Source organism: Saccharopolyspora sp. NPDC049426, from assembly GCF_040676935.1.
Classification (GTDB): Bacteria; Actinomycetota; Actinomycetes; order Mycobacteriales; family Pseudonocardiaceae; genus Saccharopolyspora.
Map to the genome: position 1 here is coordinate 13684 of NZ_JBFAPZ010000020.1, position 22255 is coordinate 35938.

25 protein-coding genes and 3 tRNA genes are annotated in these 22255 nt (G+C 69.3%); 16 read left to right on the forward strand and 12 right to left on the reverse strand.

Features of this window, described 5'->3' with window-relative positions; all coding sequences use genetic code 11:
* Positions 1-18 precede the first annotated feature (18 nt).
* A complete protein-coding gene (locus AB0J78_RS30770; RefSeq protein ID WP_363795113.1) occupies positions 19-906 on the reverse strand; it encodes a TIGR03620 family F420-dependent LLM class oxidoreductase in 888 nt (295 codons plus the stop codon).
* 106 nt (positions 907-1012) lie between these two features.
* Between AB0J78_RS30770 and AB0J78_RS30775 the strand changes: the two genes are divergently transcribed.
* Positions 1013-1786 (forward strand): sporulation protein, encoded by a 774-nt coding sequence (locus AB0J78_RS30775; protein WP_363795115.1) that lies wholly within the window; start codon positions 1013-1015, stop codon positions 1784-1786.
* Positions 1787-1855: 69 nt separating this feature from the next.
* Here the strand turns inward: AB0J78_RS30775 and AB0J78_RS30780 are convergent, their stop codons facing one another.
* A complete protein-coding gene (locus tag AB0J78_RS30780; RefSeq protein WP_363795117.1) occupies positions 1856-3112 on the reverse strand; it encodes an MFS transporter in 1257 nt (418 codons plus the stop codon).
* A gap of 135 nt (positions 3113-3247) precedes the next feature.
* Here AB0J78_RS30780 and AB0J78_RS30785 point away from each other — a divergent pair, with 135 nt between their 5' ends.
* Together AB0J78_RS30785 and AB0J78_RS30790 are read left to right on the forward strand one after the other, a co-directional pair.
* Positions 3248-3892 carry a helix-turn-helix domain-containing protein gene (locus AB0J78_RS30785; RefSeq protein WP_363795119.1) on the forward strand — a complete coding sequence of 215 codons (645 nt, stop codon included), beginning with the start codon at positions 3248-3250 and terminating at the stop codon, positions 3890-3892.
* 53 nt (positions 3893-3945) lie between these two features.
* Entirely contained in the window at positions 3946-4779 is an 834-nt protein-coding gene (locus AB0J78_RS30790) for a hypothetical protein (RefSeq protein ID WP_363795121.1), read from the forward strand.
* A 63-nt stretch (positions 4780-4842) separates the two neighbouring features.
* Here AB0J78_RS30790 and AB0J78_RS30795 read toward each other — a convergent pair whose 3' ends face one another.
* A complete protein-coding gene (locus tag AB0J78_RS30795) occupies positions 4843-5589 on the reverse strand; it encodes a class I SAM-dependent methyltransferase (protein ID WP_363795123.1) in 747 nt (248 codons plus the stop codon).
* Positions 5590-5783: 194 nt separating this feature from the next.
* Entirely contained in the window at positions 5784-6191 is a 408-nt protein-coding gene (locus AB0J78_RS30800) for a hypothetical protein (RefSeq protein ID WP_363795125.1), read from the reverse strand.
* Positions 6192-6307: 116 nt separating this feature from the next.
* Between AB0J78_RS30800 and AB0J78_RS30805 the strand changes: the two genes are divergently transcribed.
* The gene (locus AB0J78_RS30805) at positions 6308-7081 is read left to right on the forward strand and encodes an SDR family oxidoreductase (RefSeq protein ID WP_363795127.1); all 774 of its coding nucleotides are present in this window, start codon (positions 6308-6310) and stop codon (positions 7079-7081) included.
* 179 nt (positions 7082-7260) lie between these two features.
* Here AB0J78_RS30805 and AB0J78_RS30810 read toward each other — a convergent pair.
* A tRNA-Ser gene (locus AB0J78_RS30810) sits at positions 7261-7345 on the reverse strand.
* A 50-nt stretch (positions 7346-7395) separates the two neighbouring features.
* The gene (locus tag AB0J78_RS30815; RefSeq protein WP_363795299.1) at positions 7396-7824 is read right to left on the reverse strand and encodes a MarR family transcriptional regulator; all 429 of its coding nucleotides are present in this window, start codon (positions 7822-7824) and stop codon (positions 7396-7398) included.
* Between the two features lie 167 nt (positions 7825-7991).
* Between AB0J78_RS30815 and AB0J78_RS30820 the strand changes: the two genes are divergently transcribed.
* The 4 genes from AB0J78_RS30820 to AB0J78_RS30835 all read left to right on the forward strand — a co-directional run bounded on the left by AB0J78_RS30820 (position 7992) and on the right by AB0J78_RS30835 (position 11252).
* Entirely contained in the window at positions 7992-8963 is a 972-nt protein-coding gene (locus AB0J78_RS30820) for an ABC transporter ATP-binding protein (protein WP_363795129.1), read from the forward strand.
* Positions 8960-9730, forward strand: coding sequence for an ABC transporter permease (locus tag AB0J78_RS30825; RefSeq protein ID WP_363795131.1), 771 nt, complete (start codon positions 8960-8962; stop codon positions 9728-9730). Before AB0J78_RS30820 ends, AB0J78_RS30825 begins: the two co-directional genes overlap by 4 nt.
* Before the next feature lie 267 nt (positions 9731-9997).
* Positions 9998-10807 carry a L,D-transpeptidase gene (locus AB0J78_RS30830; RefSeq protein ID WP_363795133.1) on the forward strand — a complete coding sequence of 270 codons (810 nt, stop codon included), beginning with the start codon at positions 9998-10000 and terminating at the stop codon, positions 10805-10807.
* A gap of 49 nt (positions 10808-10856) precedes the next feature.
* Positions 10857-11252 carry a hypothetical protein gene (locus AB0J78_RS30835; RefSeq protein WP_363795135.1) on the forward strand — a complete coding sequence of 132 codons (396 nt, stop codon included), beginning with the start codon at positions 10857-10859 and terminating at the stop codon, positions 11250-11252.
* 236 nt (positions 11253-11488) lie between these two features.
* Here AB0J78_RS30835 and hisC read toward each other — a convergent pair whose 3' ends face one another.
* On the reverse strand, positions 11489-12541 hold the full coding sequence (gene hisC, locus AB0J78_RS30840) for a histidinol-phosphate transaminase (protein ID WP_363795137.1): 1053 nt from the start codon (positions 12539-12541) through the stop codon (positions 11489-11491).
* A 197-nt stretch (positions 12542-12738) separates the two neighbouring features.
* Here hisC and AB0J78_RS30845 point away from each other — a divergent pair, with 197 nt between their 5' ends.
* The 4 genes from AB0J78_RS30845 to AB0J78_RS30860 all read left to right on the forward strand — a co-directional run bounded on the left by AB0J78_RS30845 (position 12739) and on the right by AB0J78_RS30860 (position 15748).
* Positions 12739-13425, forward strand: coding sequence for a dienelactone hydrolase family protein (locus AB0J78_RS30845; protein ID WP_363795139.1), 687 nt, complete (start codon positions 12739-12741; stop codon positions 13423-13425).
* Positions 13426-13489: 64 nt separating this feature from the next.
* Complete coding sequence (locus AB0J78_RS30850) at positions 13490-15466, forward strand: acetoacetate--CoA ligase (RefSeq protein WP_363795141.1); 1977 nt, start codon at positions 13490-13492, stop codon at positions 15464-15466.
* A gap of 79 nt (positions 15467-15545) precedes the next feature.
* Positions 15546-15635: transfer RNA gene (locus AB0J78_RS30855), tRNA-Ser, on the forward strand.
* Between the two features lie 40 nt (positions 15636-15675).
* Positions 15676-15748: transfer RNA gene (locus AB0J78_RS30860), tRNA-Arg, on the forward strand.
* A 263-nt stretch (positions 15749-16011) separates the two neighbouring features.
* Here the strand turns inward: AB0J78_RS30860 and AB0J78_RS30865 are convergent.
* Positions 16012-16302, reverse strand: coding sequence for a YrhK family protein (locus AB0J78_RS30865; protein WP_363795143.1), 291 nt, complete (start codon positions 16300-16302; stop codon positions 16012-16014).
* 142 nt (positions 16303-16444) lie between these two features.
* Positions 16445-16585, reverse strand: coding sequence for a LysR family transcriptional regulator (locus AB0J78_RS30870; RefSeq protein WP_363795145.1), 141 nt, complete (start codon positions 16583-16585; stop codon positions 16445-16447).
* An 83-nt stretch (positions 16586-16668) separates the two neighbouring features.
* Between AB0J78_RS30870 and AB0J78_RS30875 the strand changes: the two genes are divergently transcribed.
* Positions 16669-17514 (forward strand): PhzF family phenazine biosynthesis isomerase, encoded by an 846-nt coding sequence (locus AB0J78_RS30875; RefSeq protein WP_363795147.1) that lies wholly within the window; start codon positions 16669-16671, stop codon positions 17512-17514.
* Between the two features lie 66 nt (positions 17515-17580).
* Here the strand turns inward: AB0J78_RS30875 and AB0J78_RS30880 are convergent, their stop codons facing one another.
* Positions 17581-17760, reverse strand: a complete 180-nt coding sequence (locus AB0J78_RS30880; protein ID WP_363795149.1) for a hypothetical protein — start codon at positions 17758-17760, stop codon at positions 17581-17583.
* Between the two features lie 125 nt (positions 17761-17885).
* Between AB0J78_RS30880 and AB0J78_RS30885 the strand changes: the two genes are divergently transcribed.
* Complete coding sequence (locus tag AB0J78_RS30885; protein WP_363795151.1) at positions 17886-18677, forward strand: SDR family oxidoreductase; 792 nt, start codon at positions 17886-17888, stop codon at positions 18675-18677.
* 24 nt (positions 18678-18701) lie between these two features.
* Here AB0J78_RS30885 and AB0J78_RS30890 read toward each other — a convergent pair whose 3' ends face one another.
* Positions 18702-18824 (reverse strand): hypothetical protein, encoded by a 123-nt coding sequence (locus tag AB0J78_RS30890; RefSeq protein ID WP_363795153.1) that lies wholly within the window; start codon positions 18822-18824, stop codon positions 18702-18704.
* A gap of 158 nt (positions 18825-18982) precedes the next feature.
* On the opposite strand from AB0J78_RS30890, the gene AB0J78_RS30895 reads away from it, so the two are divergent.
* Positions 18983-19780, forward strand: a complete 798-nt coding sequence (locus AB0J78_RS30895) for a DUF3800 domain-containing protein (RefSeq protein WP_363795155.1) — start codon at positions 18983-18985, stop codon at positions 19778-19780.
* A gap of 157 nt (positions 19781-19937) precedes the next feature.
* On the opposite strand, the gene AB0J78_RS30900 is transcribed toward AB0J78_RS30895, so the two are convergent.
* Positions 19938-21179, reverse strand: a complete 1242-nt coding sequence (locus tag AB0J78_RS30900; protein ID WP_363795157.1) for an MFS transporter — start codon at positions 21177-21179, stop codon at positions 19938-19940.
* Positions 21180-21249: 70 nt separating this feature from the next.
* Between AB0J78_RS30900 and AB0J78_RS30905 the strand changes: the two genes are divergently transcribed.
* Positions 21250-22227, forward strand: coding sequence for a helix-turn-helix domain-containing protein (locus AB0J78_RS30905; protein WP_363795159.1), 978 nt, complete (start codon positions 21250-21252; stop codon positions 22225-22227).
* Positions 22228-22255 lie beyond the last annotated feature (28 nt).

Here is a 22255-nt window from a genome sequence, read left to right on the forward strand (position 1 = left end):
GTCACCCTGGCGCGAGGCTCACAGATCGAGCGCGGGTGCGATCTCGCGCAGCGCGGGCAGCGGGTCCGCCGACGGGTCGTCCCCGAGGACCTGGATGACCACGTGATCCGCGCCCGCGTCCAGGTGGCGCTGCACGTGCTCGGCGATCGCCTTGGCGTCGCCGATTGCCACCAGGTGCTCGGCGAGCTTGTCGGATCCGCCGACGACGAGATCGGACTCGTCGAAACCCTGCCGCAGCCAGGAGTTCCGGTAGTTCGGCAGCTGCGAGTACATGTGCAGGTGCTCGTGGGCGCGGCGCAGCCCGACCTCGCGGTCGGTGGTCAGGGCGACCGCCTGCTCGCTGACGACCCACTTGTCGGGGCCGAGCAGCTCGCGCGTGCTCGCGGTCTGCTCCGGGGTGATCAGGTACGGGTGCGCGCCGTCGGCGGCGGTGCCGGACAGCTCGATCATCTTCGGGCCGAGCGCGGCCAGCAGCCGGGCCGGTCGGGCAGCACCGGGTTCGACCTTGTCCGAGAGCTCGTCCATGCGCTTGAGGTAGTCGCGCATGGTCGCCAGCGGCTTGGCGTAGGTCCCGGCGTTGCCCTCGACGAGGGGACCGTGGCTGACGCCGAGTCCGAGCACGAACCTCCCCGGGTGCAGCGCGCTGAGCGTCCGCGAACCGGCCGCGGCGGCCTTGGCGTCGCGGGCGTGGATGTTGGCGATGCCGGTGCCCACCACCAGCCGCTCGGTGGCTCCCAGCAGAGCCCCGGCCTGCGTCAAGGACTCCTTGCCGAACGCTTCGCCGTAGAACAGCGACCCGTACCCGAGCCCTTCCATCTCCTTCGCCCGCGAGCGCACGTCCTGGATGCCCCAGGCATCGCTGGTCCACCACACGCCGACACGGGACTGGAAATCGATCTGAGTCATGCCCCGACGCTATACCCGCGCGGCCGTCGTCGCGGTTTCGCTGAGAAGTGGCTGAACAATGGGGGATTCGGGCCCGTGCGGCGGGTGCGCCCGGAAGACTGGGGGCATGTTCAAGAAGTTACTGGCAGCGGTCGGCGTCGGCGGCGCAGAAGTGGAGACCGAGCTGCGCACCCCGGGCGTGCAGCCGGGAGGGCAGGTCCACGGGGTCGTGCGGTTGCGCGGTGGCGAGGTCCCGCAGCAGCTGGACGGTGTGTCGGTCGAGTTCGTGACCCGGGTGGAACGCGAGGTCAACGACGACGAGGTCGAGTCGGTGCGCGGCTTCGGCCGGCAGCGGGTCGGCCAGGGCGTGGCCCTGCAGCCGGGTCAGGTCCTGGAGCTGCCGTTCCAGGTGGCGGCGCCGATGGAAACCCCGATCACGTTCTACGGCGGCAGGCACCTACCGGGCGGTGAGATCGCGGTCCGCACGAGGCTGGAGATCAGCGGCGCGGTCGACGCCACCGACACCGACCCGGTCGGAGTCGGCGCGCTGCCCGCCCAGCACGTCCTGCTGGAGGCGGTGGAACGCCTCGGCTTCCGCCTGCACCGGGTCGACTGCGAGGCGGGCCACCTGCGCGGAACCCGCCAGACGCTGCCGTTCTACCAGGAGATCGAGTTCCACGGCTCCCCGAACTACCCGCGCCTGAAGCAACTCGAGGTCACCTTCATCGCGGGGCACGACGGCCTCGACGTGATCATCGAAGGGGACAAGAAGGCGGGCCTGCTCTCCAGCGGCCGGGACCTCACCAACGTCCTCAACATCGACTACCAGGCGATTCCCCAGGTCGACTGGACGGCCGAGCTCCACAACCACCTCACCCGCATGGGCAGCGGCTGGCTGTGACCCCCGAGCGGCCGCGGCCCGCCGGGTCGAGCCGTGGCCGCAACGGCCCAGAACCGCCCGCGGGCGACCTCACGGACGAACAGTGGCGTCCTCGTCCAGGGGAAGGTCGCGGACATGGCGGAGAGGTGAGCTGAGCAGCCACGCCGACGACAGCAGGACGCCCGCGCCCGTGATCCACAAGGTCGGCCGCATCCCCAGCTGGGTCGCGCTCACCCCGCCCAGCAGCGCCCCGAACGGCGCCGTCGCGCGGAACATGAACCGGATCGTCGCGTTCATCCTGCTCATCAGGTGGTCCGGGCACAGCGCCTGGCGGAAGCTGACCTCCACGATGTTCAACGCGACGAGGCTGAACCCGCTGATCAGGCCGCCGACGGCGAACCAGGCGAGGTGCGGGCCAGGCCCGGTCAGCGGCACCAGCAGCATCCCGGCTCCGATGCCGACGATCGCCACCCGCATCAGCCGCGCTTGCCCGACCCGGCGCGCGATGGCGCCCGTGGTCAGCGCGGCCGCCACCGCTCCGAGCGGGCCGACGCTGGTGAGCGCGCCGACCTTCTCGGGCGTCAGTCCTATGTCGACGGTCAGGAACGTGATCGTGATCGCGATGCTCCCGGCCTGGAAGAACACGACGCTGGCCCCGCTGCACGCGATCGCGCGCAGGAGCCGATGGGCGAAGACGAACCGCAGCCCCTCCTGGATCTCGCTGATCAACCGGCGGTCGGTGCGCCGCTCCCGCTGAGGTTCCGCGTGCTTGATCGAGCGCAGCCACGCCGCCGACCACACGAAGCTCAGGGCGTCGGCGACGATCGCCAGGGGAGCGGTCAGCCACTGGACGAGCAATCCTCCGGCGGCAGGCCCCGACACCTCCGCGATCGAGATGTTCGCCTGGAGCTTGGAATTCCCCTCGACCAGGTGCGCGCGCTCCACCAACCGAGGCAGGTACGTCTGGTGCGCGACGTCGAAGAACACGGTCAAGATCCCGGTGATGGCCACGGCCGCGTACAGGTGCCCGAGCGTGAGCACCCCGAAGACCGCCGCGACCGGCAGCGATCCCAACGCCACCGCTCGGCCCACGTCGGCGATCAGCAGCACCGGGCGGTTGCGCCAACCGTCGCACCACGCGCCCACCGGCAGCCCCAGCACCAGGAAGGCGGCCGTCTCCAGCACCACCAGCATCGACACCTGGAATGCCGAGGCGTTCAGCTCGGCGAGCGCCAGCAGTGGAAGCGCGACGAAGCTGATCCTCGCGCCGATCTGGCTGAGCCCGTCCGCCACCAACAGGCGTCGGAAATCGCGATCACCCCACAGCGAATCCCGACGAATCCTCACCGAGCCCTCCACGCGATCACTCCTGAATGCTGCCGGTCCGGGACGCGCCGGGGAACCGCCGAGGAGTGAGAAGCCGGGGAGATCACAGGCCGGGCGAGGTTGTTGTGGAGCGCATGCTCCATTACCGTGCGAGTCGTGCCCCGACCGCGTGTACACGACCTCGATCAGCTGCTGGACGTCGCCGAACGGCTCGTCGTCGACGACGGGCCGGAGCGGCTCACCGTGCGCCGGCTCTCCGCGGCCGGCGGTGTGCCCAACGGTGCGATCTACCACGCCTTCGGCTCGCTGGCGGCGCTGCGCGGACGGATGTGGCTGCGCGCCGCCACCGAGTTCCTGGACATGCAGGCGGCGCTCATCGATGAAGCTCTCGGCGCGTCACCGACGCCCGAGGACGCGATGAACGCGGTGGTCGCCGCCGCCGATGCCCCGGCGGTGTTGGCGGATCGGCGTCCGGCCGCGGCTCGGATGCTGATGACGGTGCGCAGGGAGCAGCTCCTCGGTCCCGAGCTGCCCGAGGAGCTCGCCGACTCGCTGCTCGGGCTCGACCGGAGGCTGGTGTCCGAGGTGCTGTGCCGGTTGAGCACGGCGATGTGGGGACGGCAGGACGGCCCGAGCGTCGAGGTGATCACCACCTGCGTGGTCGACCTGCCGACCGCGCTGCTGCGCCGACCCCTCCGCCAGGTCGACGCGGACGGCGCGGTGCGGATACCCGCCGACGTGAGGGAGCGCCTCGCGGCAGCCGTGCGCGCGGTCCTCGACCGCGAACCCCCGAGCCGATGACCGGAGACCGACCACGCCGCCGCGAGCGGCTCACCCGGACCAGAAAGACGGACATGACCAACGACTTCCCGCCCGAACTCCTCCGCGGAGCGAAGAAGGTCTCCGCAGGCAGCGGCCTGACAGGTCTGCTCTGGACGGACGTGAAATCGCAGCTCTCCACCCCCGCCCGGGAACACCTGCGCGCCACGTTCCCGTCCGTCGCGGTGCAGGCGTTCACCGCGACCACCGAGCAGTTCTGGGAGAACTGGCTCTCCGACGAGAAGCTCGACGAGTTGTCGGGACTCGTGATCGTGTTCGACCCGGCCGGTCTGCCGGTGGCGTGGGTGGCCAGCAACGACCGGAAGTTCGGCGGACGCAGGTGCTTCTACGCCAACTCCGCCGGCGTGCACCCGGACTACCAGGGCGCGGGTCTGTCCAGCACGATCTGGCGGGCGCTGCTGCGCTCGTCGATCGTCAAGGCCGCACCGCGCAGCCTGCACGCGGTGATGCGCACCGGGAACCCGCTGGTCTACGGCGCGTGGTCATCGGCCACCGGCAGGCCCGACGCCACCTGGCCCGCCCCGGGCCAGGCGATCCCGGACCACGTCCAGCGCATCGCGGCGGACGCCGCCGCCGACCTCGGCCAAGCCGACCGGCTGGACCGCCGCACGCTGGTCATCACCGACGCCTACGACGACACCGAAACCGGTTTGTGGACGCAACGTCCGACGTCCGATCGCACGGACATCGACGAGTGGTTCGCGTCGATCCTCGGCCCGCGCGACGCCATCGTCCTCGTCGTCGCCTTCAACCCGGCCCGCATCGCGATCGACGAAGCACGACGCAAGATCCGCCGAACCCTCGGCCTCCGCAACACCCCAACCAGAACCTCCCGAACCCCAACCTGACCCGAGCAGCAACGTGGCCCGGCGGGAGAGATCCCGACCGGGCCACATCCGGACAGCGGGCTGTCAGCGGCCCATCAGTGCGAAGACTCCCCAGCCGAGGCACTCGCGCTGGTACCGCACGTAGCGGGAGGGTTCGGTGTCGAGCTCGGCCCGCACCTCGGCGGCCAGCTCGTCATCGGGGTTCCCGTCGAGCCAGCGGCGGAGGTTGAGCCACTGCGCCGCTTGGTACCGGTCCCAGCTGTCCTGATCTGCCAGGACCATTTCCACCACGTCGTATCCGAGGTCGCCGAACTGCTCGATCAGGTCAGGCAGGACGAGGAAGTCATCCTTGCTGCCGGCGTGGCAGGCTGCTGCGGTTTCCTGGTCCGGGACTTCCTGACGCCAGTACGGCTCACCGATCAGCATCAGGCCGCCGGGGCGGAGACTGCGTTCCAGCAACTCGACGGTGCCGGGCACGCCGTCTCCGATCCAGGTGGCGCCGACGCACGCGGCGAGGTCGACCGGCTCGTCCGCGACGTAACCGGAGGCGTCGCCGTGGACGAAGGTGACTTGGTCGGCGACGCCGAGTTCGGCGGCGCGGACGCGGGCGTTCTCGGTGAACACCGTGCTGATGTCCACCCCGGTTCCGGTGAATTGGTGATCACGGGCCCACGTGCACAGCATCTCGCCGGATCCGCTGGCGAGGTCGAGCACGCGCGTCCCGGGTGCCAGGTGCAGCGCTTGGCCCAGGGCGGCGAGCTTGCCAGGGGTAAACGGGTTGTGGAGGCGGTGACTACTTTCGCGAATGGTGAAGATGCGTGGAAGATCCACGAGAAGTGTTCCCTACGTTCGATGAAGGAATGGCGTTCGCGGGAGACAGCCGACAGGAATCGACCGCCGTTGTTGACACCGTCATCGGGCACACCTCGTCGTGGGAACGCGTGGATCTTGAACGTGGCTGATTTTAACGATGCCGGATCGGCTCCTCCATCGATTTTCCTGTTGGCCAGCGCTGAAAGAAGGTCCTAGCCGCTTGTCCTTCGCTGAGACCTCGGAAGTGTGGGGAGGGCCTCGTAGGTTCTCGTGGCGCTCGGCTGGTCGGTGCCGGCCGATTGCGGGGCTTCACCGGTGAGCCACACCGTTTCCAGGTAGCCGTGATTGGTCCAGCTCGCGGCGTGGAGCACGAAACAACCCGGCTTCGGCTGGTTCTCGCGACACCAGGCCAGCGCCTCCAGCACATCGCAGCCGGTCAGCGTGCAGGTCCTGTACGAGAGCCCGCGAAGCGGATTGTCCTCAGCGACTTCCCACGACCACAGCTCGACCATGAACGAGGGGTGGTCCTCGCTGCTGCACACCTTCCGGTCGTCGAACTCCCGCACCTCCATGGCCACCCATGATGCAGGCAACAGCCACCGAATTTCAGCGATCCGCACCAAGCTCCCCGAACCTCGCGAGGCAGGGAGCAACTGCCACAACGACACCTGCTCGACTTGATCAGCACCCGATAACCATTGGCCTGCGCCGAACCGTCCCTCCTAAACTGCAGCCCGTGATCGACCCAGGGCTCGAGGGCAAGACGGTGCTGGTCACCGGTGGAGCGATGAACATCGGTGCCGCGATCTCACGGGCGTTCGCAGCACAGGGCGCACGCGTAGCAGTGCACTACGTCGACACGGCGACCACCGGGTCCCTGGAGCACGCTCACGCCACCCGCCAGGAAGTGGAGGCGTTCGTGGCCTCGCTGCCGGGCGCGGTCGCCGTCGAGGCGGACTTCGTGCTGCCCGGAGCGGCCGGGCTGCTGCTGGACCAGGTCGAGGAGAAGCTCGGGCCGGTGGACATGCTGGTCAACAACGCCGCGCACGCCGAGGAATCCGACGCGTTCGCCACCCTGGGCCAGGAGGGCGTGGAACGCACGTTCCAGGTCAACGTCGCCGCCCCGACTATGCTCCTGGCCGAGCTATCGCGCCGACTCCCGGAGGATGCGGCCAAGGGCTCGCGGTGCGTGGTCAACATCTCGACCGACGCGGCCCGAGGCTTTCCCGGCCAGGTCGCCTACGGCGCGTCGAAGGCCGCGCTGGAGTCCCTGACGCGTGGGGCGGCGCTGGACCTGGGGCCGGTGGTGCGGGTTAACGCGATCGCACCGGGGCCGGTGCAGACAGGGTGGATGGACGAGGACCTGATCGCAGCGGTGGAGCCCTCGATCCCGCTGGGCCGGGTCGGAGACCCCGCGGACATCGCTGACGCTGCAGTTTTCCTGGCCTCGCGCCAAGCGCGGTGGATCACCGGGCAAGTCATCCAGGTCGCGGGCGGGCACTGGCTCTGAGCACGAGCAGACAAGTCGACTCGGCATCGTGACGTTCCCCAACACGTCCTGGCCATGCGCCGATACGAGGACGTCACCCGGGGATCGGACCCCGCAACTGAGACGAGAATTGAGACGAACAGCAACAGGACCCGGTGGGAAAGATCCCCACCGGGCCCTGTTTGTGCTGGTCAATCGAGCGGAAGCGGCGGGATTCGAACCCGCGGTCGGTCTCCCGACGCTCGCTTTCAAGGCGAGTGCATTCGGCCGCTCTGCCACGCTTCCACGCCGCAGCGTAGCCAACTCCGGGTGGTCGGCCTACAGCCGGTCCGGGGTCATTCGAGGCTGCGGAGGTGGTCGGTGAGGCGGCTGAAGACCGCTGCGAGGGTTTTCTGCTCCTCGGCGTCGAGCAGGTCGATCATGTGGTCGCGGACGCCCTGGACGTGGGACGGGGCGGCTTCGCGCAGCTTGGCCAGGCCCTCCTCGGTGAGGACCGCGAGCACGCCTCGGCCGTCCTGCGGGCACTCCTGGCGGCGGACCAGGCCCTCGCTCTCCATCCTGCGGATCTGGTGGGACATGCGGCTCTTGGAATGCGCGATGCCGTTCGCCAGCTCGCTCATCCGCATCTGCATGTCCGGAGCCTCCGACAGCGAGACGAGGATCTCGTAGTCGGCGATGGACAGGCCGTGCGCGAGCTGCAGTTCTCGGTTGAGCCGATGCTCCAGCAGAGCGCTGCCCACGATGTAGGCGCGCCAGGCCGTCATCTCCGTGTCGCCCAGCCAGGGGGTCAGCTGCTCGGTCGCCTCACTCACCCGGTCAGGTTACCGAGCTCTGCGGGGAAGCGTGTCCAGGTCGGAAACCTCCGGTGGAAAATGGATTGCCTGACGTCCGGTTGTCGCGACTAGCATCGAGTGCGAAACAGGGGGTCGATGTGGCGGTCGCGGTCGAGGTCAGCGAGCTGGTCAAGCGCTATCCCAAGAGCCGCGCCAACGCGGTCGACGGGCTGTCCTTCCAGGTGCGCGCCGGCGAGGTCTTCGGACTGCTCGGGCCCAACGGTGCGGGCAAGACCACCACCGTCGGCATCCTCACCACCAGGGTTCAGCTGACCAGCGGGCGAGCGGTGGTCGCGGGGGTGGACGTCGCCGCGAACCCGGTGGCCGCGCGCAGCAGGGTCGCCGTCGTGCCGCAGCGGGTGAACCTGGACCGCTCGCTGAACTCCCGGCAGAACCTGATCTGGCACGCCACCTACCACGGGGTTCCGCGCGCCGAACGGAATCGGCTGGCCGACGAGCTGCTGGACCGGATGGGGCTGACCGACAAGGCCAAGGCCCGCGTCGACGACCTCTCCGGTGGGCAGGCGCAGCGGCTGATGATCGCCCGAGCGCTGATCCACGAGCCCGAGGTGCTGTTCCTCGACGAACCCTCCACCGGGCTGGACCCGCAGGCCCGGTTGTTCGTCCACGACCGGATCAACGACCTGCGCGACCAGGGCGTCACGGTGGTGCTGACCACGCACGACATGGACGAGGCCGAGAAGCTCTCCGACCGCGTCGGGGTCGTCGACCACGGCACGCTGCTGACCCTGGACACCCCGGAAGCCCTGATCCGCTCGCTGCCCGGCAGCGGAACCCTCGACGCCACGGTGCTGACCGACGGCCACCACCCGGACAAGATCGCCGACCTGCTCGCCGAGGTCCGCGGCGTGAACCGCGTCGAGCGGATCAGCGCCGACGACGCCGCTGAGCTGCGGCTCCGGCTCTACGTCGGGGCCGAGCCCGCCGCGCTGCTCGGACCGATCGCGCAGACCCTGCACGAGCAGCGGATTCCGGTCAGCGACCTGTCGCTGGGCTCGGCGACGCTGGAGGACGTCTTCATCGACCTGACCGGACGGGAGTTGCGATGAGTTCGGCCCGCGCTTTCCTCGCCGTGCTCGGGCGGGACGTCTTCGTCACCGGCCGGGAGCTGCCGAGCTTCCTCGCGCAGGTGCTGGTGCAGCCCGTGGCGCTGCTGTTCATCTTCGGCAAGGTCCTCGGCGAGCTCGGCTACACCCAGCCCGGCTACGCGCAGGTGCTGCTGCCCGGCATGATCGCGCTCAACGCGTTCCTGGTGGCGCTGCAGAACACCTCGTTCCCGCTGGTCCTGGACTTCTCGTACTCACGGGAGATCGAGGACCGGCTGCTCGCGCCGCTGCCGATCAGCTGGGTGGCCGTGGAGAAGATGCTCTTCGGCGCGCTGCGCGGGCTGTTCGCGGCGGTGCTGATGGTGCCGATGGGCGTGTGGATGCTCGGCCGGATCGACTGGGAACTGGGCGGTCTGCCGTTCGCGCTGCTGTGCATGGTCCTGGGGTCGGCGGCGGGCGCGGCGGTCGGGCTGACGGTGGGTGCGGCGGTGCCGCCGAGGCGCATCAACATCATGTTCGCGGTGATCCTGGCGCCGCTGATGTTCACCGGCGCGACCCAGTTCCCGTGGGCGCAGCTGGAGCACCTGCGCTGGTTCCAGGTGCTGTGCGCGATCAACCCGCTGACCTACGTCAGCGAGGGCATGCGCGGCGCCCTGCTGCCGGGGATCCCGCACATGGCTCCGTGGGTGTGCGTGCTGGCGCTGCTGTTCGCGACGGCCTTGTTCGGCGCGCTGGGGATCAAGTTCTTCCTGCGCCGCGCTCTCGACTAGAAGCTGTCGCTCGAACGAGGTAAAAGAGCCACACCATCAGGTGATCACTGCTCGGTAACGAGGCCCCGGTGGTGCGTCGGAAAGCCTGTTTTAGCTGATCAGAGGCTGAATTTCCCTCGCCGCCGCTGCGTGGCCCGGTGCGGTGGTGCTGGAACACCCGGATACCTTCCCGTCGGCATGTGATCTCTCCGATCAGCTGACCACCTCCGGGCGCCCCAAGGCGTTTCGACCCGGAGGACCGCAGCGCCAACGGGCCAGGAGCCGATGATGAGCCTACGTCGCACAGCCGGACGCACCGCACGCGTGGCGCGGTCGTTGACGGCCGCCTCGCTGGGCTTGGCATGCCTCGCGCTGACCGGTTGCGCGGCGGAGGGCAGTGCGCCGGTCGAGCGACCTCCCTACGCCATGGCCAGGGCCGACCTGGGCATGCAGGCCGACGCCACCACGTTCACCGAATTCCCCACCGCCCCAACCGATCCCGCCCCAGGTGGGCTGACGGAGGGGGTCGTGCTGCGGGTGCAGGCCGACGTGGCCGTGCACCAGTCGCCCGGTGGGCCGGTGATCGCGAAACTGCCCGCCAAGCAGCTGAACAACCCCACGTGGGTGCCGGTGATCGCCGAACGCGGCCGGTGGGCGCAGGTCCTGCTGCCCTCCCGGCCCAACGGCGCCACCGGCTGGGTGCTGGAGGACGACCAGGTCGAACGCGCCCGCACGCCCTACGTGGTCGACGTCGAGATCGACGCGCGGCGGCTGACGGTGCGTCGGGACGGCGCGGTCATCGGGGAGTGGGTGGTCGGCGTCGGGGCGGCGGATGCTCCGACGCCGCGCGGCCGGACCTACATCATGGCCGCGATCGAGGAAACGGTCACCAAGTTCAGCCCGATCATCCTGCCGCTCGGCATCCACTCCAACACCTTCAGCACGTACGGAGGCGGGCCGGGCACGGTCGCGCTGCACGGCTGGCCCGACCCCTCGGTCTTCGGCCAGGCCAGCAGCGACGGTTGCGTCCGCGTCCCCGACGACGCGCTGCGCCTGCTGGCAACGCTGCCACTGGGCACGCTCGTCCACCTGCGGTGACTTCGCCGCGGGTGGAATTCCCCACCGGAAAAGGAAGAGGAAGCGATCTATGCGCAAGACTGCTTACTTGGCGGGCGCGCTGGCCATGGGCACCGCGAGCATGGTCATCGGCGGCACCCAGGCGTTCGCCGACAGCACCGACAACGACGGTGTCAACGTCGGCAACGACAACAACATGAGCGTGCTGCCGATCCAGCTGTGCGGCAACAACATCGCCATCCTCGGCGCGGTCGTGCCGGTCGCGTCGCCGCAGAACGTGGTGTGCGGGGCGAACGCTCCGATCGTGGAGGGCCCGAGCGAGCCCCCGGCGGAGGAGCCGCCGACCGAAGAGCCCACCGAGCCGCCGGCCATGCAGCCGCCGCACGAGGTCTCGCCCGGCGAGGAGTCGCTGCCCGAGGCCCCGGCGCCGGTCGCGGTGCAGGGCCACCACGCGGTGACCGGCTGAAGTCCACTCGGATGGATGGGCCGACCACCTGAACGGGTGGACCCCTGCCGCTTTTGTAGCGGCTGGCCCGGCCCGCCACTACATTCCGGTGCTGCGTAGATCGCTACGCGTAGAAAGTGCGGTCGTTTCGGCTCAAGCGACCGCATCCGCATCGGTGGTGGTCGGCGAAGTACTCCCCCTCTCTTCGCCGGCCACCACCGTTGCTCCATTCTCCCGCGCGGGAGACCCGTTCCGAGTCAGCCGCCGAAGGACTTGGCGGCGGCCAGGAACGCGTCGTTCTCGTGCGCCTGGCCGATGGTCACCCGGGCACCTTCGCCGACGAAAGCCCGCACCACGACCCGGTTCTCCAGGCAGTGCTCGTTGAACGCGGTGGTGCGCTCACCGAGCGGCAACCACACGAAGTTGGCCTGCGTCTCCGGGACCTCGTAGCCCATCGCGACCAGCTCGCGGTGCACCCGGCCGCGCTCGGCGATCACGTCGGCGCAGCGCCTGCGGAGCTCCTCCTGTGCTTGCAGGGAAGCGATCGCGGCGGACTGGGCGAGAGCGTTGACGCTGAAGGGGATCGTGACCTTGCGCAGCGCCTCGGCGACCTTCACCGGCGCGATCGCGTAGCCGGCGCGCAGCCCGGCCAGGCCGTAGGCCTTCGAGAAGGTCCGCATCGACACGACGTTGTCGCGAACCCGGGTGATCTCCACGCCGTCGGGCGCTTCCGGGTCGTCGACGAACTCGAAGTACGCCTCGTCGAGCACCACCAGGACGTCGCCCGGCACGCGGTCGAGGAAGGCGTTCAGCTCGGCCTCGCGCACCAGGGTGCCGGTCGGGTTGTTCGGCGTGCACACGAACATCAGCCGCGTCGTCGGGGTGACCGCCGCCAGCATCGCTTCGAGGTCCAGGGCGTGCTCACCGGTCAGCGGCACCTTCACCTGCCGGGCCCCGACGACCTGCGTGATGATCGGGTACGCCTCGAACGACCGCCACGGGAAGATGACCTCGTCCTCGGCGGTGCAGGTCGCCTGCACCAGCTGCTCGCACAGCGCGACTGAGCCGCAGCCGACCGCGATCTGCTCCGGCGCGACGTCGTAGTGCGCGGCCAGCGCCTCGGTCAGCGCGCTCACCCCCATGTCGGGGTAGCGGTGGACCTCGGTCGCGGCCTGGTTGATCGCGGTCACCGCACTGGGCAGCGGTCCCTCGGAGACCTCGTTGCTGGCCAGCTTGATCGAACCGGGAACGGTCCGGCCCGCCACGTAGGGCGGCAACTGCTCCAGGTCGGCACGGGTGCGCACGCTCATCGACATCTCCTACCTCGCTCCGTCAACCAAAACGTTAGTACGACGTCCCCCGCCCCCACACCACCACTGTCCGCTTCCCGCCTCCGTGAAGTGGACAGTTGAACCCCGATCACGATGAGGTGCTCTTCGAACGAGTGTTGGTCCGTATGGATGACCGTGTTGCTCGATGTTTACCTACCTGTGGTTACCTGCCGGACATGATCCAAACCCGTACCGAGACGATCGCGCTCACCGACGGAACGGGCCTGCGGCTGACCGTCGCCGAGCCCGACAACGTGGTGCGCGGGGGCCTCGTCTTCCTCCACGAGGCGCGCGGAATCACGGAGCGGGTGCGCAAGCTCTGCAGCCTCCTGGCCCAGGAGGGTTGGCTCACGGTGGCCCCGCACCTGTACCACCGCGAAGGCACCGACGAGCTCGCCGAGGACCAGTGCGAGCAGGAGCAGGTGCGCAAGCTCTCGGGCGAGTCGATCCTGGCCGACTCCGACGCCGCGTTCCTCTGGCTGTCCGACCAGGGCGTTCCTGCCGACCGGCAGGGGATCGTGGGCTTCGACATCGGTGGTTCGGCGGCTCTCGTGGTCGCGTCCAACCGTTCGCTCGGCGCCGCTGTGAGCGTCGGCGGCAGCGGCATCCTCGAACCGCTGTCGGCGGAGCTGCCGCCGCTGGTGGACGTCGCCGGTGAGCTGGCGTGCCCGTGGCTGGGTCTCTACGGCGACGACGTCGAGGCCGGTGAGGTCGACAAGCTCCGCGAGATCACCGACGCCGCCGAGGTCGTCACCGACGTCGTCCGCTACCCGGGCGCGGGCCACCGCTTCGACCTCGACGAGGACGCCGCCGCTGAGGCGCTGCGCCGCGCGCGCAACTGGTTCGACCTGCACCTTCGCTGAAGCGGCGTGCCGGGGTGATGTTCGCCCTGGCAGGGAGGGCCTCCGGTGGGTTAGGAAGTAGCCCATGACGACCGCACCGGAGCTGTTGTGGGAACCGAGTCCGGAACGGGTGGCCGCCAGCCGCATGGCCGCCTTCCGCGCTTGGCTGCGCGATGAGCGCGGACTCGACGTGTCGGACTACCGCGCCCTGTGGGAGTGGTCGGTGGCCGACCTGCCCGGCTTCTGGTCGGCGATCGCGGAGTTCTTCGACGTCACCTTCCACGAGCGCGCCGACGAGGTGCTGGCCGAGGAGGTCATGCCCGGTGCCCGCTGGTTCCCGGGTGCGACGCTGAACTACGCCGAGCACGCTCTCCGCGACGGCGAGGGCAAGGGCGATGAGGACCTCGCGGTGGTCTTCGTGCGCGAGGACGGCCGCAGCGAGGAGATCAGCTTCGGCGAGCTGCGCAACCGGGTCGCCGCGACCCGCTCGGCGCTGGCCGAGCTGGGCGTCGGTGCGGGCGACCGGGTCGCCGCGCTGGCGCCGAACAGCCCGGAGACGCTCGTGGCGTTCCTGGCCAGCGCGAGCCTGGGGGCGACCTGGTCGTCGTGCTCGCCGGACTTCGGCGCCCGCGCCGTGGCCGACCGGTTCGTGCAGATCGAGCCGAAGGTCCTCATCGCCGTCGACGGCTACTGCTACGGCGGTCGCCGCTTCGACGTCCGCGAGACCGTCGACCAGCTGCGCGCGGAGATGCCCGGCCTTGCCGCGACGGTCCTGATCGACTACCTCGGCGAGGAGCACCGGCTGCCGGGCGCGCTGGACTGGTCGGAGCTGCTGGCCGACCACCGGGGCGCGGCTCTGGAGTTCACGCCGGTGCCGTTCGACCACCCGCTGTGGATCTTGTACTCGTCGGGCACGACGGGTCTGCCGAAGGGCATCGTGCACGGGCACGGCGGGATGGTGCTGGAACACCTCAAGGCCATCGGCCTGCACTGCGACCTGGGCCCGGGGGACCGGTTCTTCTGGTTCACCACCACCGGCTGGATGATGTGGAACTTCCTGATCGGCGGCCTGCTGACCGGGACGACGCTGGTGCTCTTCGACGGCAGCCCGGGCTATCCGTCGCTGTCGGCGCTGTGGGAGCTGGCGGCCCGGTGCCGGGTGAACTTCTTCGGCACGTCGGCCCCGTACATCCAGAGCTGCCTGAAGCGCGAGCTGCGCCCCAAGGACGCCTTCGACCTCTCGGCGCTGCGCGCGGTCGGCTCGACCGGGGCTCCGCTGACCACCGACGGTTTCCGCTGGGTCGCCGACGCGGTGGGAGCGGATGTGCAGATCGCCAGCGTCTCCGGCGGCACGGACCTGTGCACGGCGTTCGTCGGTGCGAGCCCGGACGTCCCGGTGTGGCTGGGTGAGATCTCCTGCCCGCTGCTGGGCGCTGCGGCGGCCTCCTACGACGAGTTCGGCGAGGAGCTGCACGAGGAGGTCGGCGAGCTGGTGCTGACCAAGCCGATGCCGACGATGCCGGTGTTCTTCTGGAACGACCCGGACGGGAGTCGGCTGCGCGAGTCCTACTTCGACACGTTCCCGGGCGTGTGGCGGCACGGTGACTGGGTCCGGATGACCGACCGGGGCTCGCTGGTGATCTACGGCCGGAGTGATTCGACCCTCAACCGCGGTGGCGTCCGGATGGGCACCGCGGAGTTCTACCGCGTGGTGGAGGGCTTCGAGCAGATCGCCGACTCCCTGGTGATCGACACCTCCGGCGCGGGCGAAACCGACGGCGAACTCCTGTGCTTCCTGGTCCTCGCCGAGGGGGTGGAGCTGAAGGACGTCATCCGCGAGCTGAAGGCCGCGCTGCGCACCGAGCTCTCGCCGCGCCACGTGCCGAACCGCTTCATCGTCGTCGACGAGGTCCCGCGCACCTTGAACGGCAAGAAGCTGGAGGTCCCGGTGAAGAAGATCCTCGCCGGCACCCCGCCGGAGCGGGCCGTGAGCCGCGACGCCCTCCAGAACCCGGCGTCGCTGGATCCGTTTGTGCAGCTCAGCAATACTGCGAGGGAGTGAACGGAGGATTAAGGGCCCCCCTGTTCGAAGGCGCTGAGGCGGTGTGTAAAGTATTCTCCGGTGGCCGCGAAGGACGCCGGGAGGCTTCGCCTAGTCTGGTCTATGGCGCCGCACTGCTAATGCGGTTGGGGGTTACGCCCCCTCCCGGGTTCAAATCCCGGAGCCTCCGCAAGGGCCCTACCCTAGGGTGGGACCCGACAATTGAACAAGCGCCCGTAGCTCAACGGATAGAGCATCTGACTACGGATCAGAAGGTTTGGGGTTCGAATCCCTACGGGCGCACGTCTGGTCGAGACAGCAGAAACCCCCAGTTACCTGGGGGTTTCTTGCTATTCCACCTCGCTCTCGATCTCCCCGCCGGAGTCCTCAGCAGGGCGGTTCGCCAATTTATCGCCAACTTTGCGATCCGCCGTCTTGACCACCAACGACAGCGCCTCGTGATCGGCCCGGGAGACCTGCCCCGGCCCATGCAGGTGTTGAGCGTCATCAACGGGTGGGAATGGCCCAGCACGTCGGCCACCTGACGGGCGGTGAGCCTGGAAGCGCTAGAAGTCCTGGTCCGATTCGTGTCCGGCGGCGTGATGGAGGCGACGCAGATGTACGTGCCGGATCATGCGGATGGTGGGGCGGATCGCCAGTTCGATGCTGCCCAGCAGGAACATCCAGGTGCCCAGGTTGACCATCGCGGGGTGGAAGAACATGACGCTTCCTGCGATGAACCAGATCGCAACGAGCATGTCGTTGACGATGCTGGCCGTTTCGTAGCGGTGGCGAAGCAGGAGTTCTCCGTGGCCGATGTGCCACCTGCCGGGCGTAGAGGCGGTGGGATCGCTCATGCGGTCCATTGTTGAGCGAGCGTGCGGCTCTCGCGAGGGCTGATGGGGAAGGACCAGGCCCTCTCGCAACGGTGATCGACTGCCTTCGCCAATCTATCGCCAAAAATCGACCGCGAACGACCGCAGCGACCAGCTCGATCGGCTAGCGAGCGCCGAGGGTCTTCTCCAGCGCTTTGATCCTGCTGGTCACCGTCGATTGGACCAGGTTCAGCTCCGCCGCGGCGGCCGTGAAGCTCTCGTGACGGGCCACGGCGAGGAACATGCGCAGCAGATCGGTGTCCACGCATCAAGGCCATCGGCTCAGTCCATCGGAGCGATCGAAATCCATCGTTTGAACGAATGGGGGAGCTGGTGGACGGTGGACGCATGGCTGACATTTACCGCTACGCCGCGTTCACCTCGACCCCCACCGGCGGCAATCCGGCCGGTGTGGTGCTGGACGCGAGGGGTCTGGACGAGACCCGGATGCAGCAGATCGCCGCCGAAGTCGGCTACTCCGAGACGGCGTTCGCCTTCCCCACCGGGCCGCGGCGCTACGATCTCCGCTTCTTCAGCCCGCTCACCGAGGTGGCCTTCTGCGGGCACGCGACCGTCGCCACCGCGGTCGCGCTCGCCGAGCGCACCACGACCGGCGACCTCCACTTCGACACCCCGGCGGGGGAGATCGCGATCAGCACCAGCGCCGACTCATCCGGAGTCGTCCGAGCGGGCCTGCGCAGCGTCGCCACGACGAGTCGCCCGGCCACCGATGGCGAGGTCCGGGAAGCTCTGAAAGCGCTGCGGTGGAACGACGAAGATCTCGACAGCGTCTTCCCGCCCCACGTCGCCTTCGGGGGCAACGAGCACCTGGTCCTCGCCGTGCGCACCCGGGAACGCCTGGCAGACCTGGACTACGACTTCGACGCGCTCAAAACCCTGATGCTGGAACGGAACTGGACCACGCTCCAGCTGGTGTGGCGGCACGACGACGAGGTCTTCCACTCCCGCAACCCATTCCCGGTCGGCGGGGTGGTGGAGGACGCGGCCACCGGTGCCGCGGCCGCAGCCCTCGGCGGCTACCTGCGAACCCTCGGCCACGTGACCGAACCGCGCCGCTTGACGGTCGTCCAGGGCGAGGACATGGGGCGCCCGAGCCGCATCACCGTGGACGTCGCACCCGACGACCCCCGCGTGACCGTGACCGGCGGAGCCGTCCCGATCCCGCTGGACTGAGCCGAGCGCGCAGGGGTCGACCGGGGCGGAGACCCCCGAGTCCCGGAGGTCTCCGCGCCGGTGCGATCAGTTGTCGCCCTCCTCCTGCTCCTCGCCGCCGTCCTCTTGCTGCTGCTGCTCGCCGTCCTGCTGCTCCTGCTGGTCCTCCTGCTGCGGGGGCTGGGCGAAGTCGCAGCCGGCGGTCGCGCCGAGTGCGAAGACGGCGCCGGCGACGGCAGTGACGATCCGGATTTTCGAGTTGCGCATAACTGGACGATACGGGCGACTCCGACGATTCGTCATGCCACGCCCGCAACCGGCGGGCCGCGGAGCTGACCGCCATGCCCGAAATCCGCCAGCGGTCGGGTTCGCGGCGCCGCACAGTGGTGGCCATGGAGCTGAACTTGCGTGAGAAGGTCTGCGTGATCACCGGCGGCAGCAAGGGGATCGGACTCGCGACCGCATCCGTGCTGGCGAGCGAGGGGGCGCACGTCGTGGTGGGTGCGCGGAACGCCACGAAGGAGTTGGAACGGCTGTGCGCCGAGCGCTCGGTGACGTTCGTCCCGGTCGATCTCGCCTCGCCGGGCGGAGCCGCTGAGCTGATCGACGTCGCGGTCGGCCGGCACGGCGGTGTGGACGTCCTGGTGAACAACGTGGGCGCGAGCGAACCGGCGGCGTCGATCAACGATTTCACCGACGAGCAGTGGCAGCGGATCTTCGACGTGACCCTGTTCAGCGCGGTGCGCGCCGTGCGCAGTGCCGTGCCCGCCATGCGCGGCAGGGAGGGAGCCGCGATCGTCACGATCGGCTCGCTGAACACCAGGCTGCCAGCGGGCATGATCGCGCCGTACTGCGCGGCGAAGGCGGCGTTGGGCAACTTCACCAAGGCCGTGGCGGAGGAGCTCGCGCCCGCCATCCGCGTCAACACGGTTTCTCCCGGGCCCGTGCGGACTCCGATGTGGACGGATCCGGGAGCGTTCGCGGACGTGTTCGCCGATCAGGCGAGCACCACGCGGGACGACGTGATGGACCGGCTGCTGCCCGAGATGATGTCGATCTCCACCGGCCGGGTCGGCGAACCGGAGGAGATCGCCGACCTCGTCGCGTTCCTGGTGTCACCGCGCGCGGCGAACATCACCGGCGCCGACCACATCGTCGACGGCGGCATGAACAAGACCGCCTGACCACAACGGCGATGCGGAGAACCCTCACCAGCCCCGCGTCGGCCGCTGCTGATCGCCGTCCAGCTGTTCCTGCCGGTCCTCCCGCTGCGGGCTTCGGGAGGTGCCGCAGCCGACGGCCGTGCTGAGCGCGAAAACGGCACCGGGCACGGCCCCGGCGATCTGGACTCACAAGTTGCGCGCAAACGGCCTGCGCGGTCGAGTCTCGGAAGGCAAGCCTTGCAGCGAGATGTCGAACATTCGTCCGACTCAAGATCACTCAAACAGGGGCGATCACGCACAGTGATATCGATCGTATCCTTGCGTCTATGTCGAGTGCGCCCCGTGTTCATGCCTACATCGACGAGACCGGTGACCGGGGCGCCTCAGCGAGTTCTAGTCCGATCTTCGGCATGGCCGCGATCGTTTTAGACGAGGGCGGCGTCGCCAACGTTCGCGAGGCGATCGGGTTGCTTCGGCGTGACTTCAAGGTGCCGGAGTCTGCGGTGATGTCGTGGAAGGACCACGTCAAGACCCATGATCGGCGGCGGCGAGCGGCAGAAGTTCTTGGTGCGGTCGATGGCCTGCGGGTCTGCTACGTGTACGCGATCAAACATGACCTCTGGCCGGGGACGTACCGGGACGACCCGACGCGGTTCTACAACTACGTCGCGTACCAGACGTACAAGTCCGTCCTGTGGGCCGCACGTGACTGGAAGGGAAATGCGAGGGTGTGGACGCGTTTCGGGCATGTCAAGGGACACGACCACCAGACGACCAACGCTTACATCCGACGAGAAGCGACGAAGGATGAGCGCGTGCCGTTTCACTTAGAGCAAGGGCTTCGCTGGGTCTCCGCGCGTAGCTATGTTGAGAGTCAGGCGGCAGACCTGTACGGGGGGTTCCTCAAGGCGGCCACTTGGCCCGCCGGGGAGTTCGGCTACGTCGAGTCTGCGTATCTGCTGAAGATCTGGCCTCAGATCCGAAAGCGTGATTCGTGCGCGATCCCGATGGGGATCAGGAGCATGCCGCGAAACGAGCTCGTCCGGACGAACGACTGGTTCCCATGCACCGGATGCAGCCATGAGATCGGCTCCCCAAGAGCTTCCAAGGGCCGATCCACTTAAGGAGAGCGGTGGCAGCACCGCGGGCAATCCTTGGCAAGCTCTTGAGGAGCCGATACCAGTACTGTAACCGCCCTCGGGCGCTCTGGTCGAGTCCCTTTCGCGCTTCACGTCTTCATCGCCCGATCAGGGCAAGGCGCAGGTCTGGAGATCGGGGTCCTCAGCGTGCGCAGGTCGCTTGAGCGGGGGCTGCGGCGGGTCGGGGGATCCGGGTGGCGAGCAGTGCTGCGGTGAGGCACAGCGCGCCGGTGGCCGGCCAGAGGAGGGCGTAGGTGCCGGTGAGGTCCCGGGCCAGGCCGCCGAGGAGTGCCAGGGTTCCGGCGCCGAGTTGGTGGGCGACGCTGATCCAGCCGAAGGCGATCGGGCCGTCGGTGCCGTAGAGCTCCCGGCACAGCGCGATGGTCGGCGGGACCGTGGCCACGTCGAGCAGGCCGAACACCACCACGAACGCGAGCATCCCCGGCTGCACGGACGGCCCGAACAGTCCGGGCAGCAGCATCAGCGACACGCCGCGGAACGCGTAGCAGGCGGTCAGCAGCAGGCGCGGGTTCACGCGGTCGGTGAGCCAGCCGGAGCCGACCGTGCCCAGCACGTTGACCACGCCGATGACCGCGAGCAGCGAGGACGCGACGCCGGTCGGCATCCCGTGGTCGTGTGCGGCCGGGGTGAAGTGGGTCCACATGATGCCGTTGGTCGACGCGCCGCACACCGCGAAAGTGCTTGCGAGCAGCCAGAAGGCGCCGCTGCGCAGCGGGAGGGCGCGCACCGCGCGGGCCACCGACGCGGGTGCGGTCCGCGGTTCCGGGTGCGTCGCGCCGTAGGGGAGCAGGCCGACGTCGGCGGGACGGTCCCGCAGCACCGCCCAGGCGAGCGGGGTGACCAACAGCGCGACCGCGACCAGCGCGCCGGTGGCCGCGTGCCAGTCGAAGTCGACCAGCAGCGAGAACACCGGCAGCAGCGCGAACTGGCCGAACACGGTGGCGGCGGTGAGCACGCCCGCGACCAGGCCGCGCCGGGCGGCGAACCAGCGGTCCGCCACCAGCGCGGCGAACGTCGTGGCCAGCGCGCCGCAACCGGTGCCGACGAGCAGTCCCCAGCCCAGCACGAACTGCCACGGCGCGGTCATCGCGGTGGTCAGGCCCGCGCCGGAGGCGATCAGCAGGAGGGCTGCGGTGACCACCCGGCGCATGCCGAAGCGATCCATCGCGGCGGCGCCGAACGGCGCGGTCAGCCCGTACAGCACGAGGTTCACCGAGGCGGCCGCGCTGATCGTGCCGTGCGGCCAGCCGAACTCGTGGTGCAGCGGCGTCACCAGCAGCCCGGCGGTCGTGGCGCAGGCTCCGGCTCCGATGATCACGAGGGCGGCCACCGCGGCGACCCACCAGGCTCGATGAACGGACATGCCCCCACCCTGCGATCCGGTGGGGTTCGCGACGAGTGGCCTGATGGCCAACATGTGAAAGGATCGGGCCATGTCCACTCGGGTGGCGGTGCTGGTCCGCGACGGCGTGATGCCGATGGAGCTCGGCCTGGTCCACCAGCTGTTCGGCAGTGCCCGCTCGCCCTCCGGCGAACCGCTGTACGAGGTCGTGACCTGCGCGCTCGTGCCGGGCGTCGTCCGCACCGACGCGGACTTCCCGATCCACGTCGAGCGCGGCGCGGACGCGCTCGCCTGTGCGGACACGGTGGTCCTGCCCGCCAGCCACGAGCCGGACGAGACCGAGACCGAGGGGCGGTTGCCTGCCGCCCTGGCCGCCGCGCTCGCGCGGATCCCGGACGGCGCCCGGATCGCGTCGATCTGCACGGGCTCGTTCGTGCTGGCCGCGGCCGGGCTGCTCGACGGCAGGCGGGCGACCACGCACTGGAAGTCCTGCGATCACTTCCGCCGGTTGTTCCCGCGGGTCGAGCTGGAACCGGACGTGCTCTACACCGACGACGGGGACGTGCTGACCTCGGCGGGGGAGGCATCGGGCATCGACCTGTGCCTGCACCTGATCCGCCGCGACCACGGGGCGGCGGTGGCCAACGAGGTCGCGCGCACCACCGTCGTTCCACCTCATCGGGAGGGCGGCCAGGCGCAGTACATCCGCCGGCCCGTTCCGGAACCGCGGGTCTCGACGACCGCTCGGGCGCGCTCGTGGGCGCTCGAACACCTCGACCGGCCGCTCACGCTGCGTGAACTCGCCGCGCAGGACTCGCTGAGCGTGCGCACCTTCACGCGGCGATTCCGCGAAGAAGTCGGGATTTCGCCGGTGCAATGGCTGACCCGGCAACGGGTCGAGCGAGCGCGGCAGCTGTTGGAGGAAACAGACCTTCCGGTCGAAAAAATTGCATGCGATTCAGGATTTGGAACAGCTGCGTCGCTGCGCCAGCACCTGCAAAGCGAACTGGGTGTTTCCCCGAGCGCCTACCGCGCGACATTTCGCGGCGTGCCCAGGTCCGACCCGTAGGTGAGGCCCCGCCGGGTGTGGCCGGCGG

What these genes read in the sequence shown, in the direction of transcription:
- AB0J78_RS30770 (WP_363795113.1), bottom strand. Translation starts at nt 906, where the DNA reads ATGACTCAGATCGATTTCCAGTCCCGTGTCGGCGTGTGGTGGACCAGC.
- AB0J78_RS30775 (WP_363795115.1), top strand. Translation starts at nt 1,013, where the DNA reads ATGTTCAAGAAGTTACTGGCAGCGGTCGGCGTCGGCGGCGCAGAAGTG.
- AB0J78_RS30790 (WP_363795121.1), top strand. Translation starts at nt 3,946, where the DNA reads ATGACCAACGACTTCCCGCCCGAACTCCTCCGCGGAGCGAAGAAGGTC.
- AB0J78_RS30815 (WP_363795299.1), bottom strand. Translation starts at nt 7,824, where the DNA reads ATGACGGCCTGGCGCGCCTACATCGTGGGCAGCGCTCTGCTGGAGCAT.
- AB0J78_RS30825 (WP_363795131.1), top strand. Translation starts at nt 8,960, where the DNA reads ATGAGTTCGGCCCGCGCTTTCCTCGCCGTGCTCGGGCGGGACGTCTTC.
- AB0J78_RS30830 (WP_363795133.1), top strand. Translation starts at nt 9,998, where the DNA reads ATGAGCCTACGTCGCACAGCCGGACGCACCGCACGCGTGGCGCGGTCG.
- AB0J78_RS30835 (WP_363795135.1), top strand. Translation starts at nt 10,857, where the DNA reads ATGCGCAAGACTGCTTACTTGGCGGGCGCGCTGGCCATGGGCACCGCG.
- hisC (WP_363795137.1), bottom strand. Translation starts at nt 12,541, where the DNA reads ATGAGCGTGCGCACCCGTGCCGACCTGGAGCAGTTGCCGCCCTACGTG.
- AB0J78_RS30845 (WP_363795139.1), top strand. Translation starts at nt 12,739, where the DNA reads ATGATCCAAACCCGTACCGAGACGATCGCGCTCACCGACGGAACGGGC.
- AB0J78_RS30850 (WP_363795141.1), top strand. Translation starts at nt 13,490, where the DNA reads ATGACGACCGCACCGGAGCTGTTGTGGGAACCGAGTCCGGAACGGGTG.
- AB0J78_RS30865 (WP_363795143.1), bottom strand. Translation starts at nt 16,302, where the DNA reads ATGAGCGATCCCACCGCCTCTACGCCCGGCAGGTGGCACATCGGCCAC.
- AB0J78_RS30875 (WP_363795147.1), top strand. Translation starts at nt 16,669, where the DNA reads ATGGCTGACATTTACCGCTACGCCGCGTTCACCTCGACCCCCACCGGC.
- AB0J78_RS30880 (WP_363795149.1), bottom strand. Translation starts at nt 17,760, where the DNA reads ATGCGCAACTCGAAAATCCGGATCGTCACTGCCGTCGCCGGCGCCGTC.
- AB0J78_RS30885 (WP_363795151.1), top strand. Translation starts at nt 17,886, where the DNA reads ATGGAGCTGAACTTGCGTGAGAAGGTCTGCGTGATCACCGGCGGCAGC.
- AB0J78_RS30895 (WP_363795155.1), top strand. Translation starts at nt 18,983, where the DNA reads ATGTCGAGTGCGCCCCGTGTTCATGCCTACATCGACGAGACCGGTGAC.
- AB0J78_RS30900 (WP_363795157.1), bottom strand. Translation starts at nt 21,179, where the DNA reads ATGTCCGTTCATCGAGCCTGGTGGGTCGCCGCGGTGGCCGCCCTCGTG.
- AB0J78_RS30905 (WP_363795159.1), top strand. Translation starts at nt 21,250, where the DNA reads ATGTCCACTCGGGTGGCGGTGCTGGTCCGCGACGGCGTGATGCCGATG.